General features: G+C 40.6%; 16 protein-coding genes. 8 read left to right on the forward strand and 8 right to left on the reverse strand.

Annotated features, from left to right (window positions below):
* The first annotated feature begins 94 nt into the window (after positions 1-94).
* Positions 95-1,213, forward strand: coding sequence for a sensor histidine kinase (locus tag ABFX33_RS15540; RefSeq protein WP_346086776.1), 1,119 nt, complete (start codon positions 95-97; stop codon positions 1,211-1,213).
* Positions 1,201-1,896: a LytR/AlgR family response regulator transcription factor gene (locus ABFX33_RS15545; RefSeq protein WP_346086777.1), complete on the forward strand. Its 696-nt coding sequence runs from the start codon at positions 1,201-1,203 to the stop codon at positions 1,894-1,896. Before ABFX33_RS15540 ends, ABFX33_RS15545 begins: the two co-directional genes overlap by 13 nt.
* Before the next feature lie 4 nt (positions 1,897-1,900).
* Here the strand turns inward: ABFX33_RS15545 and ABFX33_RS15550 are convergent, their stop codons facing one another.
* Positions 1,901-2,092, reverse strand: a complete 192-nt coding sequence (locus ABFX33_RS15550; RefSeq protein ID WP_346086778.1) for a hypothetical protein — start codon at positions 2,090-2,092, stop codon at positions 1,901-1,903.
* A gap of 117 nt (positions 2,093-2,209) precedes the next feature.
* On the opposite strand from ABFX33_RS15550, the gene ABFX33_RS15555 reads away from it, so the two are divergent.
* From ABFX33_RS15555 to ABFX33_RS15570, 4 genes are all read left to right on the forward strand, one after another.
* On the forward strand, positions 2,210-2,518 hold the full coding sequence (locus tag ABFX33_RS15555; RefSeq protein WP_257090745.1) for a helix-turn-helix domain-containing protein: 309 nt from the start codon (positions 2,210-2,212) through the stop codon (positions 2,516-2,518).
* Positions 2,515-3,744 carry a type II toxin-antitoxin system HipA family toxin gene (locus ABFX33_RS15560; RefSeq protein WP_346086779.1) on the forward strand — a complete coding sequence of 410 codons (1,230 nt, stop codon included), beginning with the start codon at positions 2,515-2,517 and terminating at the stop codon, positions 3,742-3,744. The genes ABFX33_RS15555 and ABFX33_RS15560 overlap by 4 nt, the downstream gene beginning before the upstream one ends.
* Before the next feature lie 9 nt (positions 3,745-3,753).
* Positions 3,754-5,238, forward strand: a complete 1,485-nt coding sequence (locus ABFX33_RS15565) for a sulfatase family protein (protein WP_346086780.1) — start codon at positions 3,754-3,756, stop codon at positions 5,236-5,238.
* Between the two features lie 172 nt (positions 5,239-5,410).
* Positions 5,411-6,310, forward strand: a complete 900-nt coding sequence (locus ABFX33_RS15570) for an RpnC/YadD family protein (protein ID WP_346086781.1) — start codon at positions 5,411-5,413, stop codon at positions 6,308-6,310.
* A gap of 29 nt (positions 6,311-6,339) precedes the next feature.
* On the opposite strand, the gene ABFX33_RS15575 is transcribed toward ABFX33_RS15570, so the two are convergent.
* The 4 genes from ABFX33_RS15575 to ABFX33_RS15590 form a co-directional block, all read right to left on the reverse strand.
* A complete protein-coding gene (locus ABFX33_RS15575; protein ID WP_346086782.1) occupies positions 6,340-8,670 on the reverse strand; it encodes a GAF domain-containing protein in 2,331 nt (776 codons plus the stop codon).
* 161 nt (positions 8,671-8,831) lie between these two features.
* Complete coding sequence (locus tag ABFX33_RS15580; protein ID WP_346086783.1) at positions 8,832-9,893, reverse strand: fatty acid desaturase family protein; 1,062 nt, start codon at positions 9,891-9,893, stop codon at positions 8,832-8,834.
* 183 nt (positions 9,894-10,076) lie between these two features.
* A complete protein-coding gene (locus ABFX33_RS15585) occupies positions 10,077-10,619 on the reverse strand; it encodes a hypothetical protein (protein WP_346086784.1) in 543 nt (180 codons plus the stop codon).
* A 2-nt stretch (positions 10,620-10,621) separates the two neighbouring features.
* Positions 10,622-11,101: an RNA polymerase sigma factor gene (locus ABFX33_RS15590; RefSeq protein ID WP_306429347.1), complete on the reverse strand. Its 480-nt coding sequence runs from the start codon at positions 11,099-11,101 to the stop codon at positions 10,622-10,624.
* 155 nt (positions 11,102-11,256) lie between these two features.
* Here ABFX33_RS15590 and ABFX33_RS15595 point away from each other — a divergent pair, with 155 nt between their 5' ends.
* Positions 11,257-11,460, forward strand: a complete 204-nt coding sequence (locus tag ABFX33_RS15595) for a hypothetical protein (protein ID WP_346086785.1) — start codon at positions 11,257-11,259, stop codon at positions 11,458-11,460.
* 128 nt (positions 11,461-11,588) lie between these two features.
* Here the strand turns inward: ABFX33_RS15595 and ABFX33_RS15600 are convergent, their stop codons facing one another.
* Entirely contained in the window at positions 11,589-12,689 is a 1,101-nt protein-coding gene (locus ABFX33_RS15600; protein ID WP_346086786.1) for a helix-turn-helix domain-containing protein, read from the reverse strand.
* A 180-nt stretch (positions 12,690-12,869) separates the two neighbouring features.
* Here ABFX33_RS15600 and ABFX33_RS15605 point away from each other — a divergent pair, with 180 nt between their 5' ends.
* A complete protein-coding gene (locus ABFX33_RS15605; protein WP_346086787.1) occupies positions 12,870-13,691 on the forward strand; it encodes a carcinine hydrolase/isopenicillin-N N-acyltransferase family protein in 822 nt (273 codons plus the stop codon).
* Positions 13,692-13,807: 116 nt separating this feature from the next.
* On the opposite strand, the gene ABFX33_RS15610 is transcribed toward ABFX33_RS15605, so the two are convergent.
* A complete protein-coding gene (locus tag ABFX33_RS15610) occupies positions 13,808-15,178 on the reverse strand; it encodes a hypothetical protein (RefSeq protein WP_120259197.1) in 1,371 nt (456 codons plus the stop codon).
* A gap of 96 nt (positions 15,179-15,274) precedes the next feature.
* Positions 15,275-17,740: a TonB-dependent receptor gene (locus ABFX33_RS15615; protein WP_346086788.1), complete on the reverse strand. Its 2,466-nt coding sequence runs from the start codon at positions 17,738-17,740 to the stop codon at positions 15,275-15,277.
* Between the last annotated feature and the right edge of the window lie 12 nt (positions 17,741-17,752).

Genomic DNA, 17,752 nt, shown 5'->3' on the forward strand with positions numbered 1-17,752 from the left:
TATTTTTCAATCAACGACAGTTTTTATCAGTAAACTGCAGTTTGACCTCCCAAAAAGATCTTATATTTGATTGAGTCGAAATCCAGGATAAACAATGCTGTTGGTTGTAAATATTGTCTTTTTATTATTGGTTTTTAGAATCTTGCTGAATTCCAGGATTCTCGAAAAACTGATGCAGTCGCATTGGGGGCTTTTGGTGAAACTGCAACATATCTTTTTCCTATCGGTGTTTTTGTTGCTGACGATCTTTACAGAAAATTACTTTCTGGATATGCCGGAATTGATCTGGGGGGTGCTGGTCGTCTTTCTTTTCAATGTAGGGATCTATTATCTGGTCTATTTTTATCTTGTTCCACAATTTTATCTCGCCAATAAATACCCCAAATTTATTCTCTATTCGCTGATCTGTTTTTTGGTATCAAGCCTCTTTCGGATTTTGTTGGAACCGGCAGTCTTCGACGTTCGTTTTGATCACAACCTTTCCAATACAACCTTTCTGTTCAATGTATATATTGTACAGGGTATTGTTATCCTGGTTGCATCATTTTTGGGGATCACAAAAGATAAATTTCTGATCGAAAAGGATTACGAAGATCTCGGTGAGGAAAAAGAAAAGTTGCACCTGGATCTGCTTAAATCCAAATTAAACCCGCACTTCTTATTCAATATCCTGAACAATATTTATTCGGGAAGCATTCGTTCAGCTGAAAACACCTCAGCATCTATACTACAGCTCAGTAAGCTGCTACAATATGTGATCTATGATACCAATAAAACCAAGATAAGCATCGCCCGGGAATTTGCATCGATTGTCTCCCTGATCGACCTGTATCAGCTCCGCTACAATAATCAGCTTAACATCCGCTTTGACCTGCGGCAGGAGGAAGCGCTGGAGCTTATTGAGATTCCACCAGCAATTTTCCTGACCATATTTGAAAATGCGCTCAAGCACAGTGCTCTTGGTATAGAGGCTGACAGCTTCATCACAATCAGGTATACCATAGGAGAGCGTGAGTTTTTGTTTGAGGTCGAGAACTCCGTGGCTGAACACAAGAATTTGTCGGATAACCTAACGGATAGTGGGTTGGGGAATACAGCAATTCTTTCGCTACTGGAAAAATACTATCCGGAGAAATTTACTTTTAGGACTGGTCTACGTGAAGACAATAGCTACCAGACTAGCTTACAAATTGAATATTTATGGCAAAATTGAGCATAGTAGGGGTTGATGACGAATACCCGGCATTGGAGCTTATTGAGCACTACTGCAGTCAAATAGCGGATGTGGAGCTCGTAGCGCTATTTCAGCACCCAAAGGACGCGTTAGACTATCTCACAAAGAACCCCGTAGATCTCGTTATCCTGGATATCAATATGCCTTTTATCAATGGTATTGATCTCTTATTGAACTTACCGTATAAGCCCCTGTGTATCTTTCTGACAATGGAAACCCAATATGCTGTAAAGGCCTTCGAATTGGATGTGATCCATTACCTGGTCAAACCGGTGGATTTTGCGGGCTTTAACAAAGCGATTTTAAAAGCAAAGGATTTCCTACAATTCCGTGATTCGATGGAAAAAAAGAAAAAGGAAGAATACATCATGTTTAAATCGGATTATATCATGAACAAGATCTTGCTGGCGGATGTCCGATGGGTGCAGGGATGTGGCGAGTATATAGTGCTTGTTACGCCTTTTAAAAAATATATGATCCTTGATCGCATGTCAAACTTTGAAGAAAAATACCGTGACCTCGGTTTTATCCGTATTCATAAATCCTATATTGTCCTGGGTGCCCATATTACCTCATACGATATGGCTTATGTACATTTGAAGGACGGGGAGAAGCTGCCACTGGGCCGGACCTATAAAAATCAGTTGAAGAGCCTATTCTAATAGGCTATTTCTTTTTAACGAATACGTATTTAATATTGTACCAGGCCACGACGTCATATTCATTTTTCATCTCTTCAGGCCCTTTAAAAAGATATTGATTGTCATTGAAAAAACGGGAATAAGTAACTTCACCCGAATTGTGACCATTTTCGGCATATAAGTACCTATAAATCCCTCCATTTGTCCTATTATCCAATATTTAGGTAAATCAATAGCATATCGCCCGCTTAGGTATTTATTTCATCAACATATTTTATTATATTTGTACTACAATAATATTAGTAACTACTATTATTTACTAATAAGTACTATTATGATATCACTTATATCTATCTCTAAAGCGCAGCAGAAATTAGCCAACAACGTTCGGGACAGGCGTCTTTCCATGGAATTGACACAGGCTGGTTTATCTAAACGATCGGGGGTTCCCTTGGCTACTTTACGAAAATTTGAACAAACAGGGGTTATTTCACTGGAGTCCTTTTTGAAACTTTTAATGGTTGTCGGTGGGATAGAAGATATCCTTAATGAGCTAAAACCAGTAAAGCCGAACTTTACATCGATTGATGATGTTTTGAAAGATACAACGCAAATATCACGGAAAAGAGGAAGTAAGCAATGAATTATCCAACTGTAGAAGTTAAGGTCGGATTGGATTTCGGAGCTGAAATCCAGCGCGTAGGACGTTTAGCCATTCGAGACGGGGTTATCTATTATGAATACGATATGGAGTTCTTACAGAAAGGTTTGGAGATCTCACCGTTCCGCTTGCCTTTGCAAACGGGCGTTGTCGCGCTTCCGCGCCAACCTTTTGAAGGCTTGGCCGGAGTCTTTAGCGATAGCCTACCCGATGGATGGGGACGATTGCTTTTCGACCGTTCAGCAAGATCAAAAGGCATATTGCCTGCTCATCTTTCGCCACTGGATCGCTTGGCTCATGTCGGACGGTTTGGTATGGGAGCTTTGATTTATGAGCCTGATCATAGTCCTGACGACGCTAATGATTTCATTGATCTTGACGCTTTAGCAGAACAAACTCAGGAAGTATTAAGAGGAACTTCTGAAGATGTAATTGAGGAGTTACTGGCCTTGAACGGCTCATCCGCAGGGGCTCGCCCGAAAGCATTGATTGGTCTTGATGGGAAGAGACAGCATATCGTCTATGGCGCCAAGCAGCTCGATATGGAGTTTGAACATTGGCTTGTTAAATTCCCGAACAGCCAAGATGGCCATGATGCTGGCGCCATTGAATATGTTTATGCATTGATGGCGAAAGAAGCAGGTATTTTAATGCCTGAGGTACATTTGTTACCTTCGCAAAAAGGAGCTGGATATTTTGCCGTTAAACGTTTTGATAGGGATGGTAATCGGCGCCTACATATGCATACCGCAAGTGGATTATTGCATAGTGATTTCAGAACACCAGCATTAGATTATGAAGATTTGCTCAATTTAACGGGCGCACTCACAAAAGATGTCCGAGAAATAGAAAAAATGTTTCGCCTCGCCGTCTTTAACGTATTGGCGCACAATAGAGATGATCACGCTAAGAACTTCAGCTTTTTAATGGACGAATATGGCGAATGGAAACTTGCGCCCGCCTATGACCTTACATTTTCCAGTGGGCCGAATGGCGAGCAGAGTACAATGGTAATGGGTGAAGGCACCAAGCCCACAATCAGCCATTTGCGAAAACTCGGGCTGGGAGCAAAACTATCCAAACAATTGATAGAAGATAGCATCGAACAAACAAAAAATGCCTTGGATAAATGGAAAGAGCTGTCCAACTCCTTTCATATACAAACTTCAACAATTGAGTTAATTTCAAAGCGATTAAATAAAGATTAAAAGCAAGAAATGAAGAAAAACCTTCTCGCAATTGCGGCCCTATTGATTTGCACATCACTATTCGCCCAGAATACACCGAATATTATTTATATACTGGCTGATGACCTGGGTTATGGCGATCTAAGTTCCTTAAACAAAAATTCTAAAATCAAAACAATCCATTTGGATCAGCTGGCCGCTGCAGGGATGGTATTTACCGATGCACATACCTCATCTTCCGTCTGCACACCTTCGCGTTACAGTATACTCACAGGACGATACAACTGGCGGACCTCCCTGCAAGATGGCGTATTATGGAGTTATGATCCACCACTTATTGCGAAAGAACGCGTTACCGTAGCTTCACTGTTAAAGAAAAATGGTTATCATACTGCTGTCATAGGGAAATGGCACCTGGGACTCGGCTGGCAGAAAGATGCTACAGGTAATGTTGATCTGATGAAAACTATCCTAGACGGACCGACCTCCCACGGATTTGATTATTTTTATGGGATCACAGCCTCCTTGGATATTCCACCCTACGTATACATCGAGAACAACAAGGTTACTGCTACTGCAATAGATAGCATTGCAGCAAGCCCTGGCCCGGCGTTCTGGCGTGAAGGGCCTATTGGCAATGATTTCAAGCATGCTGAGGTATTGCCGCATCTGACGCAGAAGGCTGTGGACTATATCGGTGAACAACAAAAGGGTAAGAAGCCATTTTTTCTCTATTTTGCACTTCCTTCGCCTCATACACCCATTCTCCCTACAGCTGACTATATCGGAAAAACTGGAACTACTCCTTATGGTGATTTTGTGTTAATGACCGACGCTGTGGTGGGCCAGCTCGTACAGGCTGTTGAAAAGGCTGGACTAACACAAAACACGCTGATTATTTTCACTAGCGACAATGGTGCTGCACCAGCCGCCAACTTAGAGCAGCTTAAACAAAAAGGACATTTGGCGAACTATATTTTTCGGGGAAATAAAGCCGATATATATGAAGGCGGTCACCGTGTTCCCTTTATTGCCAAATGGCCGGCGATGATCCGTGCCGGGGCAGTAAGTGAAGCCACCATATCCTTGACTGATTTTATGGCAACCGCTGCTGCATTGACCAACCAAAAATTGGCAGCCAACGAAGGCGAAGATAGTTTTAGTCTATTGCCACTATTTAAGGGTGCAAAAGGTTATCGGCGTAAATACACGATACTCCATTCTATTTCTGGAAACTTTTCAATCCGTCACGCAAATTGGAAACTGGCGCTTTCCTATGGATCCGGTGGCTGGAGCGCCCCCGATGAAAACAAAGCCAAACAGCTCAATATGCCCGCTGTTCAGCTGTACAACCTATCGGCAGATATTTCAGAAAACAATAATTTGAAAGCAAAGTACCCATCAATGGTGGAGAAAATGACCAAAGAACTCAATAGAATCATCGATCAGGGCCGGAGCACCCCCGGACTAAAAGTGAATAACGATGTGACAGTGGATTACAAAAAGTACCTGTAGCTTTTCACTGGAATTAAAAATCAATGTACATAAGAAATAACAAGACCGAAGGATATCACTCTCATAGGGAATCATACCTATGAGGCGTCTCAATACAAATACACAACACTAAAATTATTAGCATTTTATATTTACTATCCGTATATTTGTTAACTGATTAATAACCAGAGTTATGACAAAGTTTTCAAATCGCACGGATGACCTGCTTTGGAAATCTATTTTAGAACAGACCTTTATACATTTTCTACGCTTTTTCTTTGTTAAAGCAAATGACATATTCGATCTATCTAGGCCGTTTGATTACCTTGACAAAGAGTTTGAAAGTTTATTTCCACCCGAACCAAATGGAAAGGGAGTACGTTTTGTTGACAAGCTTGTCAAGGTTTATCTTAAAGATGGAAGCGAAAAATTTGTGTTATGCCATATCGAAGTTCAATCTCGAAAAGGAAAAGGAGACCTGGCCGAACGTATGTTCCGCTATTTTTACAAGATATTCGACAAGTATCAAGTTCCCATCACAGCAATTGCGATTTTGGCAGATGACAATTGTGATTATAGGCCATATTTCTATTTGCAAGAGTTTGTGGGTACTCGAATTAGCTACTCATTCAATAGTTACAAAATACTGGATCAAAATGAGTCCGAGTTACGTGCTAATCAAAACCCCTTTTCAGTTGTAGTACTCACTACGCTATTGGCCATAATAAATAGGAGAATAAATGACCAGGAATTAAAGAGTATTAAGCATGATCTGTACAATGAAATGATAAGCAGAGACATGGATAGAAAGACGCGTAAGGGAATTTATGACTTCCTCATGTACTATGTTCGTTTTGAAGATGAAATTAATTTGAGTATATTTGAGGAAGAACTAAAGCAAAAATTAGGGAGAAACACTGTCATGGGTACTAATGAATATTTATTAGACAAGGCAAAAAAAGAAGGCCTTGAAAAAGGAAAACGTGAGGAAGCTATTGCGATCGCTTTGGAGTTTAAAAAAATGGGCTTGCCATTAGAAGACATTGCTAAGGGCACTGGGCTTACTGTGAAAGAGATTGAAGAACTGAAATAAAAACTACGTTTCATAACAAATAACCGCGTTTATCTATTATCCTGCACTTTAAATCCAACGCGAATGGCCTTAAGACCAATCAGTCCCTGCAAATCCTCAACTTCAAATTTTTCGATATCGTCATTCAATAAACCTTTGTGTTGAAGCAAGTTGATGTACCCCAAGTACTCCGTCTCTTCATGAACATGTGAATAGACAATGACCAATTTTCCTTTCTGGGTAATACGCTCTGTCGAGCCTTTGATCTTCGCTTTGTCAATACGTTTTTTCGCGATTTCATAACGTACATTGTAGGATCCGTCGACATCAAACTGTTTTTCATCCATTTTGAAACGGATGGAAATCGGTGTTGCAAAGACCAGTATCAGCGAAGCCACCTCCAGCTGGTGCGGTAGTGTTGGCTGCAGCACTCTAAACTGACTTTCCATTTCGCACATGACCTGCAATTGCCACAAGCGCAAATTTTTGAGATAATAGAGTTCAAAGTTTTTATCCGGCGCAATGGAAGCTCCGATATAAAGGTTATGCTCGATGCCATCTGTTTTATAGCGCTCGTAATAATGCGGGAAATAGTCCTGTGCCTCGACTTGCTTTTCGTCGAGGATCGTGACCAGCTTTTTATTGATCAGGGTGATCGAATTGTCGTAATCCTGACGTGCCTCATAAAATCCGCCCAGGGCTGGGTTTATTCGATCGAAATAGGCATCAATAGCCGCAACGATGGGGCTAGTTTTATTGCTTTTCCGAAAGTTGTCCAGAATGGGATGTACATCCAGATTAAAATGATCCAGGATAACCTGTTCGGTATCGGTGGAAAGTGAATGGTCAAGTGTTTCCAGATTCCGCTCCAAGTCAAAGACCTTCTGCTCAAACAGGGGCAAGCTATGCTGCTCGTTTATCGCAGTGAAAAGCGCGATCAGGTCTGTTGCCTGATTGATCAGATCCTGCTTAATCGCTTGATTTCTGGATTCCGAAGAGCCCTGTACGTCAATCTGGCCATAGAGCGGATACACATGTTCAAAGACGATCTCCTGTAAGGTATAATCCTTTCCAAAAGCTCTATCATTGAGGTAATGGATTGCCTCTTCCTGAAAGCGCCATTTGACACTGGGATGAATCGAGGTATATTCTTTTTGGATGATCGCTTCAATCTGGTTCTCTGTTTCAGAAAATGCCTTGGATACTTTGTCTTTTATAAAAGGTAAAACAACGTCGAGTTTATTGGCATTGACCGAATTCAGTGCGCGCACCTTGGAGGAGGACATCTCCAATATACCGAGTACTTTGTCATCCTGTATCAAGGGGACAAAGATAAAGCTCTTCACATGCTGCTGTTTGAGCTTGTTGATAAAAAATGCTTTTTTCGGGTCTACTGTAGGTAATTTATCGATGTCCGGAACAACCAGCAGCTCTTCCTTTTTAAGCATATTTTCCAACGTTTCATTACAGAGCATCTCCTGACATTCGGCTATGGTGGAATCGTAAAGCAGATGGCTGTACAACTGTTTTTCAACGATTCTCAAATTAAACTCTTCCCTGACTTTTTCAAAGGAGGTCAATCCGATCCGTAGATCGTCTATTTTGTAAATGGATCTGAAAATATCCTGAATTTCTTCCATCTGAGCCGCCTTGTCTTCACGTAGTAAATTACTTTTGAAGCTTGACACGGCATTCTCCGTCGTCGCATCAAAAAGGGTCATAATGGCGAAACCTTTCAGAATCCAGCTTTGCTCAGGGAATTTGGATTTCCATAGGGCGATATCTGAAAAATTGTCAATCAGCTCAATAATGTCCGTTTCGGAAAGCTCCAATGCACGATCTGTCGGAATAATATCCATAAAATCGGCATTGAACAGTACCCGGTAATGATGCATGATATTATTTTTATCCGGAATATCCAAGAATATCGGTGTATCCATGGCATCCACTTTTATACCATAGTACTGACTGATGATCATACAGCAATTCAGAATATAATAGGTGTCCGGAGCGATATCGCGGTAACTAAAGTCATAATGATCGCCGGCATCACGGAGGATATTGTCTAAGCGTTCGCTATGATTGAAGGTGTACAGATAGAAGGGTATCGTAACGGCCTTTATTTCGTTTTTCGTCAGTGATCTGGGGAACAGATCTGCTAAAAGGACTTTGATAATAGGCTCATATTGGTGTAAATCCTCGGTTTTTTCAATTCCGTTGACCAGTGCCGGATATTTTTTGATCTCTTCCAGCAAAGATTTAGCATAAGTAGCCTGGAATTCAACTTCGGACGATGCCGTTTCCTCAAAAGATTTGATAATCTTATGAAAAGCGATCAATGTCTTAAAAGGACTGGAATCAAAGGTGAAGTTAAATTGCATAGCGCTTGTTTCTGAAAAATTAGCTAATTATTGGGTTCACACAAAAGTATGAAATAATCAGTTATTGCATACGCACTTTTTAACAAATAACAAGAGGCTTAATTGATCGGCTCCGCCGGACAATTATTGCCTCGCGGAACTACATCAGCATTGCTTTCAGATTATCTGGACATCGCATGGATGACGCCGATATGCGACCGGAAAGCCGCCCAGAATGTTTTAAATTCGTTATATTGTAATTTATACTCCTTACAGGTTTGTTTCACAATACGATTGAGCGCTGGGTAATGTACATGGCTAATCTTTGGAAACAAGTGATGTTCGACCTGAAAATTAAGGCCTCCAAGCAACCAGGTCAATACTTTGCTCTTGGTAGCGAAGTTAGCTGTTGACTGAATCTGATGGATCATCCATTCTTCATCCACGCGTGAGGCCTCGATGGTCTTGAATTCTGTTCCCGAAACCACATGGGCCAATTGGAATACAGTTGCCAGGCTCATTCCACAGACCACACCGGCAATCAATAGGCCGAGAAGCGTAGGCAGCCAGCCGACAAATATAATAGGAACAACCACAAATAACGTAAAATGGATGAGCTTACTAACCCAAAAAATAATACGCTCCCTGACCGGAAAATGAAAACGCTCCGTATCATTGCCCATACGGCCGCGGAAGTATTTTTCGTAATCCTGATAAAAAATCCAGGCGAGATAGGAGATACCGTATAACAGCGGAAAGTAAAAGCGCTGGTAGCGGTGATGTTTTTTTAATTTTTGATCATGATGTATGCGCATGAATTTAACCTCGATATCATGATCTTCACCGTCGATATTGGTATAGGTATGATGGGCGATATTGTGTTTGAGTTTCCAGAAATAGATGTTGCCACCCAAGAGATTGAGTGAATAGGATAGGACGGTATTCAATCGCTTGTTGTCCGAAAACGAATTGTGGCCCGCATCGTGCATAATATTGAAACCAATCGCAGCGAGGTTGGCCCCGAAAATGGCGCATAATAGGATCGCAATGCTCCAATGAAGCGGCACGAATACCAAAAGAATATAGAGTAGGATAAAGCTCGTCAATAGGATGGAAGCTTTCAAATAAATTCTTCGGTTACCCGTTTTTTGCTTTGCTGAATTTATAAAATAATGATTGATTTTTTGCTTTAAAGCTTTAGAAAACAATGTATTTACATTGTCGAATTTAACGGACTGGGACATGTGATTTTGTGCGCGGGAGATATGCTTGTGCTTAATTTCCAATCTTTAGTGATTGGCTAGGGTGAAGTTACAAAATATAATTGATCATCTATGTATAAATAAGGTCAAATTTGACCACAACAGGATAAATCGACAATCGCCTATTATACCAACCTTAACGAAAAAGCCAAGAGGAGAGGCCAATCAATTCAGCAAGTTGATTGACTTTTCCAAGCCAGCCAAACGTTTTGCCCATATCCTAAAGGTGAGCAGAAGTTGAATGATAAACAGCAAACCTATAATAACCAGCGAAATAGACTTATTTGTATTAAAGCTTAGTCCATAGGTAAAAAAAAGTAGAAGCCCGATCAGAAACAGCTGCTTTGAAATAATGGAGATTGCGGCATAACGCTTGACCTTTGCCAGGTAATTTTTCAACGATTCCTGGATATTGCTACCCTGGACAAGATATTTTGCAAAACGATAGCCCATAAGGTTATGGATGATGGGCAACAAGATTGAGAAAACAAGCAATATATTGATCCAGACAGGTTTTCTGTCGCCGTCAAACATCGTATAGTAGCATGTCAGGAAAATACACCAACCTATGATTTCTATGGTTAATTGCTTCCTAATGTTTTTTAAAACAGGATGTCTATTCTCTGATAACATCTTTTGGATTTCCCTTGGAGAAATTTCGGGTGTTTTCACCGTATTCCAGGTAGATTTTAGTTCATTAAATTCCATAATTAACAGGCTAGAAGGTTCTGAATTTTGATTTTTATTCTATTGAGTTTGACACCGACATAATTTTCACTTATGCCAATAATATCTGCGATCTGTTGATAACTCAAATCCTCAAGGTACAGGGTAATGATCGCCTTGTCTCCATCATCAAGTTGTTTTAAAGCGCTGAATAATCGCTCCTGGCGTAAAGCAAGTTCTTCATCCGGCTGTTCTTCGGCCATTTCGGGCAAAGTTGGACGATATTCGACATCTTGTTTCTTTTTACGGAATGTAGCTATGGCAGTATTCAGGGCAATGCGATAAATCCAGGTGCTTATTTTCGAGTTGTTCTTAAAGCTATCATGGGATTTCCAGAGCTGAAAAGTTATTTCCTGAAAAAGATCCTCCCGATCTTCGCGAACATCGCGATATAAGCGACATATTTTATGGATAATCCCTTGATGCTCATTAATAAGTATTAAGAACTGTCTCTCATCCATCATCGCTACTTTTTATTAAATGTAAGGATTTGGTCGTTATCTATTGCTCGATTCATATTTTCTAATTTTCCTATAAGTAGCGGAACTGTTCAAAAACTTACAGCAGTAGATTTACTTTGTAAGTTTTTTAGGACTCCGCCAACTATCAGCTAAAAAACATGAAAAAACTTGCCATTATAATTTTGCTTTCCTTAGCAGCCTGCGGTCGTGCCTCATCACCAGAAGGAAGGTCAAAAATAAGAGATGAAAACATCCAGCAACAGATTGAGGATCTGAGGGATCAAAACAATGCTTTACGTGATAGTATCCGTATAATTAATAAACAATTGAAGGGCCTTAGACCTGAAAATACGTTTCAATAAAAACAGGTTATCGTAAAAAATGTCCAGGCAAAATTTAGGTCGATTATAAGACGCTGTATTCAATGATTTTTAAATCTACATCAGCGGATATTAAAATAGTCTTATTGTGTTTTCTGGATCCAAATACTTTATGGCTTGTCCAAACTTTTGACATACTGCATAGGTGACATATTAGTCCATTTTTTAAAAGCGGTATTGAATGCTGTCTTTGAATTAAAACCGGATGCAAAAGCTATTCCGACCATATTTAGCCTTTCTGCCTCGCCAGAAACCAGCAATTTTTTTGCCTGTTCCACACGTTGGCAATTGATGAAATTGTAGAAACTATAACCAGTGACTTCATTGATTAGGTAAGAAGCATCGTGAACACTAATACCAAGCTTCTCTGCCAAAATGGGAAGACTCAACTCACTATCTAAATAAATCTGTTGCTCAACAATCTGTTTATTTAGTTCCGCTGCGAGAGTGACCAGTATAGGCTGGCTTATTCGTGCTTCCTTTTTCGTCCGTTTTGGCTGTGGATCATCGATCATATCGGTTGGAACGGTGTTCTGGGATATCAGGCTAATATGTTGCTGGCCAGACAAAGTAGCCATAAAAAAGATAGCACCTGTATATACGACAGGCATAGTTTCGAGCATAAAATTTATTCCTATCAAAGCATCGTTGATCCAAAATAGCAGCACCAAACTCAGAACCAGTAAAAAATGGTGAAGCCAGGTCAAGCTTTCGCCAAAAGTAGTCGCAGTTTTGGCCGCCTTTTTATAGCGAATCAATGTAAGGTAAGTACAGATGATATATAGCACCAGCTGCAAAGGCAATAGGTCACGTACCAGAAAATCCGCCGAGCCTATAGGAAATAGTTTCTTGATCATCAGATCAGTACCACCTTCAACTAGAAGTAATGCAGCCGCTACAAAAGCCAAGGCGGGCAAGAAATGTAAAAAGTCTTTTTTTGCAAAAGTTCTGGTAGGTTTTACAAAGTAAAGAGCGCTTAACAAAAGACTGGGTGCCATCATAAATTGCAAAGCATTAAACCCTATACTGAAACGAGTAAATCGAAGTGCAAATCCGCGAAGGCTAACTTCTAAAAGCAAATTGCCCATCAGCAATACAAATAGGGCAAGCCATCTGTTAGCCTTTACATTTTGTGCATGTGGATAGAAAAAAAGCATAAAGCTAAAGAGAACACATGCACCGCCAGAAAAACACATAAGAAAAGCATTCATTGGAGCTATATTATAAGATCTATTTTAGAATAAAAATACTAAATTCTCGACTGGTTAAAAAATATAAGCCCCCCTCAATCAAACTGAAAGACCTTAAATAGCAATGGAATGTGTTCGGGTGGATAAACGCGAACAGCAGATGCGCTGTCTTAGGGTAAATTTGTAAAAAATCATTACCCGATGGAACGAAAATTTTATTGTAGCTTTTTTATCGTCTTGTGTCTTATAACTTGCTTAACAAGTGCTGCATGTACCATATTTATGGTCAATGATGGTCGACATATTTGGGTCGGAAATAACGAAGATGAGTCGCCTGATCTTAAATATAGGTTATGGTTTTACCCACAGCAAAGAGAAACCTATGGTTATATGATCTGGACAGAGCTTTCTGATGAGGAGAAACTGAATAAAATAATGTACAAAAATCCGCAGGGCGGCATGAACGAACATGGCCTATTTATGGATTACACAGCAATAGATGAAATTGCAGCTATTCGGAACCCCAACAAACAGGACCGGAGCGAGGAGGTTGTCACGGATGTACTCAAAACCTGCAAAACAGTACAGGAAGCTGTAAGTTACATTGGAGCGTTTAATCTCGTGCGATTGACCGGAGCGCAATTATTTATTGCTGATGCCGGTGGAGACTATGCCATTGTCCATGCGAACTATTGCATACGAAAGACAAGTAGAAACTTTGCGCTGACGAATTACACTGTGAATAATAATCACTATGAACCTTGTTGGCGAAGAGATACGGCAATGAAGTACCTTGCTCAAGACTGGGTGTACCATTTAAATGATATGGCTTTCCTTCTTGAAAAAACAATTCAGAAAAAACCAAGCGACATCATTTCCAACTATTCAATGGCTACCGACCTTCATGCAAAACAGATCCATCTGTACTATAAGGGTGATTTTTCCAGGGCTGTGACCATTTCTTTAAAAAAGGAATTAAACGCTGGTATACACCAGCGGGATATGGCCAGTTATTTTCCTTAATCAGCTATCGCTTAAAAGATAAAATCATTTCTAGTTAAAATTGGACCTCATTTAAATGGTCGCTCTGTAAAATCAGAGCGACCATTTAAATGAGGTCCTATACAATATATATTGTATTAATAAGCACCGATATAACGATGTCCTGTACCATTCAATAGCTTAGCACCTTTCGTCAATTTACCCGTTTTCCAGTTGTAAACAAATACATTTCCGGCTTCGCTGATAGGTGTCAATGGAACATACACATTGTCGCCCACCTGAGCTATACTTTGCTGTTGATCAAAGTTTAATTTAGACTCGTATTCTGTGGCAATTTTTGTTGCTGTTTTAGCATTGAGGTCTATTAGCGCCAAATAACCACCTTTTTTATCAATGTCATATAGGACAAATGCTTTACCTTGACCTAGGTATTTCCATGCTTTGATTCCAGCAAGACCACTAACACCTAGTGCTTTCGATAAATCGAATACATAACTGTTGTCATAGTCATTGGTATTTTTATCAATGCGCAAGATATGTGGGTAGCTCGTTGTGTTCGCACCAGTGGATTGATAAACATGGCCATCTTCAGCAATATACTGGGTCATGGTACGGTAACCATTATTACCATATTTGCTTTGTGTAGACCAGATCAATTTCGGATTTTTAAATGAAGGATAGTCTACAACCAAAGTGACCGTACCCGCAATATTGGCAGCATCGCTTGGCCAGGAAACTACGCCCGTCTCCTGATTTTGGCTAGGAGTGCCCTTTGGATTGACTTTCGAAATATTACAGCCGATATAGACTTTATTCTTTGCCTGGTTGATGATCGGCACATCGATACGGCCGATCGAATAACCTTGAGCTAACTGCTCATCAGTAAATGGAATAGTAAATGAAGCCGTGTTTAAAATACTTGGATTATCCAAATTGATAGACGCCACAGTAGCTGTAGACTTGATATTGCCAAAAGTTACCGCCGGAAATGTACCTGTAAAAGATGTCAGTGTTGTTGCACTCACACCAATACCGATCCCTTCAGCTGATTTAACCCAACGTGGTGAGGTGCCCAGAATAACAGCTGCATTCACTTCGTTGCCACTTTTTACATATTTTTCTGCCCCATTTACGGCGTATTTCTGGAAAATACCACCATCAGTTCCTGTATATTGAATATCGTATAAAAATTTTCCATCTGCAGATGCCTGTATACGCGAGGTTCTAGGGGAATCAAATTTCAAGCCTTTGCCATTAAAAACATCGAGCTCAAAAGCAGGGTCAATCGCTTGCTCAGGTGAAATGGCGTAGGCCATTGTACCACCATTTCCGTCACCATCGTTTGTCAATTTTAGTGCAGCGGTCAATGTAATCCATCTGTTGTCAGTAGGTTTTTCCTCTGGAGGGACTACTGCGCCCGGATTCCCGCTATCTTTACTACAACTACCTAAGGTTACTGACGCAGCCAATGCGCCAAATAGAACGGTTTTTAATAGATTTTTTTTCATCTGTATAAATTTGTTTTTTTAATTGTGATGAAGCTATCAGATTTATTCATTAGCATGATCGAATAAATCATGATGGTTTCATTTTACTATTGTTTACTATAAGAATTTGCTAATCGTGTAATTGAGTTTGATGTAGAATGCCCTTCCAGGCTTTTGAACACCAAAGTTGTCATACAACGCTGTATTAAAGATGTTTTTTGTATCAAAACTTGCCACCAGTTTTCCGGAGGGAATGCGATAGCTTAGTCCTAGATCATGTGCAAACTGGCTAGGGGTGAGGCTCCCCTCAGAAGGATGCCATGCGATATCGTAATGCCCTACATAGCCCATATTGTAATAAAGGTTCATGATGGCACGTTTTTGAAAGACGTTATCCAAGCGATACTGTGCATTTGCATTGACTGTAAAATAAGGTTCGTTTGGAATCTGTAGATTATAGCGGTCATCTGCACGTCCGGCGGCATCGAATTGCCGTTTGTATAGGGCATTGAATTTAGAAAAATTGACCATGACATTAAGTTTGTTGTCAAAGACATAGATCAACTCAGCTTCCACACCCCTGGACTGCGTACGACCCAGATTAACGAAAGCTGATGCCTGAATATCCAGATCGGAATCCGTGACAATACTATCGACTGTCTGTCGGGTAATCTTGTCGTAGCCGTTTCGCCAGAAGGCACTTCCATAGAACGAGAACCGATGCTGGTCAAATGTTATATTTGCCAATCGGAAACCTAGGTTATAATTTATATTTTTCTCGGGTGTAAGATTGAGATTAGGCAATATATTGGTTTCGAGATTCCCAAACATCTGTTCTTCGGAGGGCATGATTTTACCATTCTCCATCGAAGTAATCAAAAACAGATTCGGCAAGATATTGTATGAAATCGTGGCACCATACCCAAAGTTGTCGCTAAAGGTGTTTTTTGTCTCTGGATTGAGGGTATATGATCCATCAGCGTTATACGTTGGGTTTGGATTGGTCTGCTGGGTACTGTTGGCGGTATATTTTATCAGTATATTAGTTTTCAGCTTATTATTAAAAGTCTGTGCTTCGTAATTTGCCGATAGAATATTCTTGGTAACGCCTGTTAATATCAGTAAATCTTTATTGATAGGCCTTAGGAGATTGGTATCGTCGCGGTCGGTTTTTTCCAGCTTGTGGTTGAGTGATACCCGATGGCCCGGTAAGATCATATAACCTAAATTTGAACGGACATTTGTTATTGTGCGATCGACCTGTGTAATCGTCGGCAATCCCTGTTGTGCCCCGTTGGGTGATTTCATCGTCATTGGGGGAAGACCATTTTCGATCATATAATCTGTATGTAGCACCACCGGATTTCCGTCCCAATTATACAATGTTGTTACCGTATCCTGCACATAGGTGCTGCGTTTGCTGCGTACAGCATTGACATTCAGTGTCAATCCATCCACAAAAAGATTACGTTTGTTATAGTTTAAGCTGAATACATGTGCATTATACTCCGAAAAACGGCCAACGTAGGGCTGAGCAGTCGTTGTGCCGTGGGGTATTTCTTTATAGGTGTCTGAGATATTATAACCCAAGAAAAACTGATCTGCCCATTTCACATCTGTAAAACCAAATTCAAAACGTCCACCTGCTGACCGATAGGTATCGTTAAATCTTTTTGCCCTAAAATCCCGGGTCAGTATCCCATTTCTGTCGGTATATTTTGAGAATTTCCCCCACATTTCATAGCTGTTGTCTGTGTAGGTATAAAAGCCGGAACCTCTAAATGAAAGCCCCGTTTTTTTATCCCGCAGGGTGAGGCTCGCATCGGCATTGAAAGTATTAAAAGAGCCATAGGAGGTCGCTACGGTCGCATTGTTTTGGGCAACATCTTTTTTCATGACCACATTAATGGCACCGCCCACATAATCGCCCGTCAAATGAGAGGGGAGCACCCCTTTGTATACTTCGATGCGCTCTATCATGGCGGGCGGTATATTATTGAGGTTAAACGAAGATCCATAGGTAGAAACTTCTATGCCATCCAAAAATATACCTATTGTGCTGCCCGACATACCGTTGAGGTTATATTCAATCTGGGATCCAACACCACCATTTTGGCGGACACGTACACCGACGGTTCGGTCGAGCAGCTCATTAGTGGTCAGGTTGCGCAGTGCAGCTTCCTTTGTTTCGACAACGGCCACGGCAAAGCCACCGATCTCCATTTCTTTTTTGGTTGAATTACGTTCTACCTTAACCTCTTCAAGGTCATTTTTGCTTCTCATCTCCACATGGATATTGACATGCTGGCTCTTTTGATAAGCACGTAAGGAGATTTCTTTCGCATGTAGCTCTAAGGAGGAAATGAAGAGCACATGATCACCGTAGGGCACATTTGTTAATTGGTAATGCCCCTGAGCGTCAGTCATTGTCGCGAGTTGACTGTTCTTAATCTGAATAGTAACGTGGGAGACTCCTTTTCCCTCGTTATCACGAACAGTACCGGAAATACGGGCAACCTGGGCATATACGAAATAGAACGAACAGGTAAGAGCAAAAGTTAATATATATTTTATTTGTTCCATTGAAACGATAAC

It is taken from the genome of Sphingobacterium ginsenosidimutans (assembly GCF_039536865.1).
Classification (GTDB): Bacteria; Bacteroidota; Bacteroidia; order Sphingobacteriales; family Sphingobacteriaceae; genus Sphingobacterium; species Sphingobacterium detergens.

Coding starts and splice junctions, on each gene's coding strand:
- ABFX33_RS15615 (WP_346086788.1), bottom strand. CDS start 17,740: ATGGAACAAATAAAATATATATTAACTTTTGCTCTTACCTGTTCGTTC.
- ABFX33_RS15545 (WP_346086777.1), top strand. CDS start 1,201: ATGGCAAAATTGAGCATAGTAGGGGTTGATGACGAATACCCGGCATTG.
- ABFX33_RS15540 (WP_346086776.1), top strand. CDS start 95: ATGCTGTTGGTTGTAAATATTGTCTTTTTATTATTGGTTTTTAGAATC.
- ABFX33_RS15570 (WP_346086781.1), top strand. CDS start 5,411: ATGACAAAGTTTTCAAATCGCACGGATGACCTGCTTTGGAAATCTATT.
- ABFX33_RS15580 (WP_346086783.1), bottom strand. CDS start 9,893: ATGTCCCAGTCCGTTAAATTCGACAATGTAAATACATTGTTTTCTAAA.
- ABFX33_RS15605 (WP_346086787.1), top strand. CDS start 12,870: ATGGAACGAAAATTTTATTGTAGCTTTTTTATCGTCTTGTGTCTTATA.
- ABFX33_RS15600 (WP_346086786.1), bottom strand. CDS start 12,689: ATGAATGCTTTTCTTATGTGTTTTTCTGGCGGTGCATGTGTTCTCTTT.
- ABFX33_RS15565 (WP_346086780.1), top strand. CDS start 3,754: ATGAAGAAAAACCTTCTCGCAATTGCGGCCCTATTGATTTGCACATCA.
- ABFX33_RS15595 (WP_346086785.1), top strand. CDS start 11,257: ATGAAAAAACTTGCCATTATAATTTTGCTTTCCTTAGCAGCCTGCGGT.
- ABFX33_RS15575 (WP_346086782.1), bottom strand. CDS start 8,670: ATGCAATTTAACTTCACCTTTGATTCCAGTCCTTTTAAGACATTGATC.
- ABFX33_RS15610 (WP_120259197.1), bottom strand. CDS start 15,178: ATGAAAAAAAATCTATTAAAAACCGTTCTATTTGGCGCATTGGCTGCG.
- ABFX33_RS15555 (WP_257090745.1), top strand. CDS start 2,210: ATGATATCACTTATATCTATCTCTAAAGCGCAGCAGAAATTAGCCAAC.
- ABFX33_RS15590 (WP_306429347.1), bottom strand. CDS start 11,101: ATGATGGATGAGAGACAGTTCTTAATACTTATTAATGAGCATCAAGGG.
- ABFX33_RS15560 (WP_346086779.1), top strand. CDS start 2,515: ATGAATTATCCAACTGTAGAAGTTAAGGTCGGATTGGATTTCGGAGCT.
- ABFX33_RS15585 (WP_346086784.1), bottom strand. CDS start 10,619: ATGGAATTTAATGAACTAAAATCTACCTGGAATACGGTGAAAACACCC.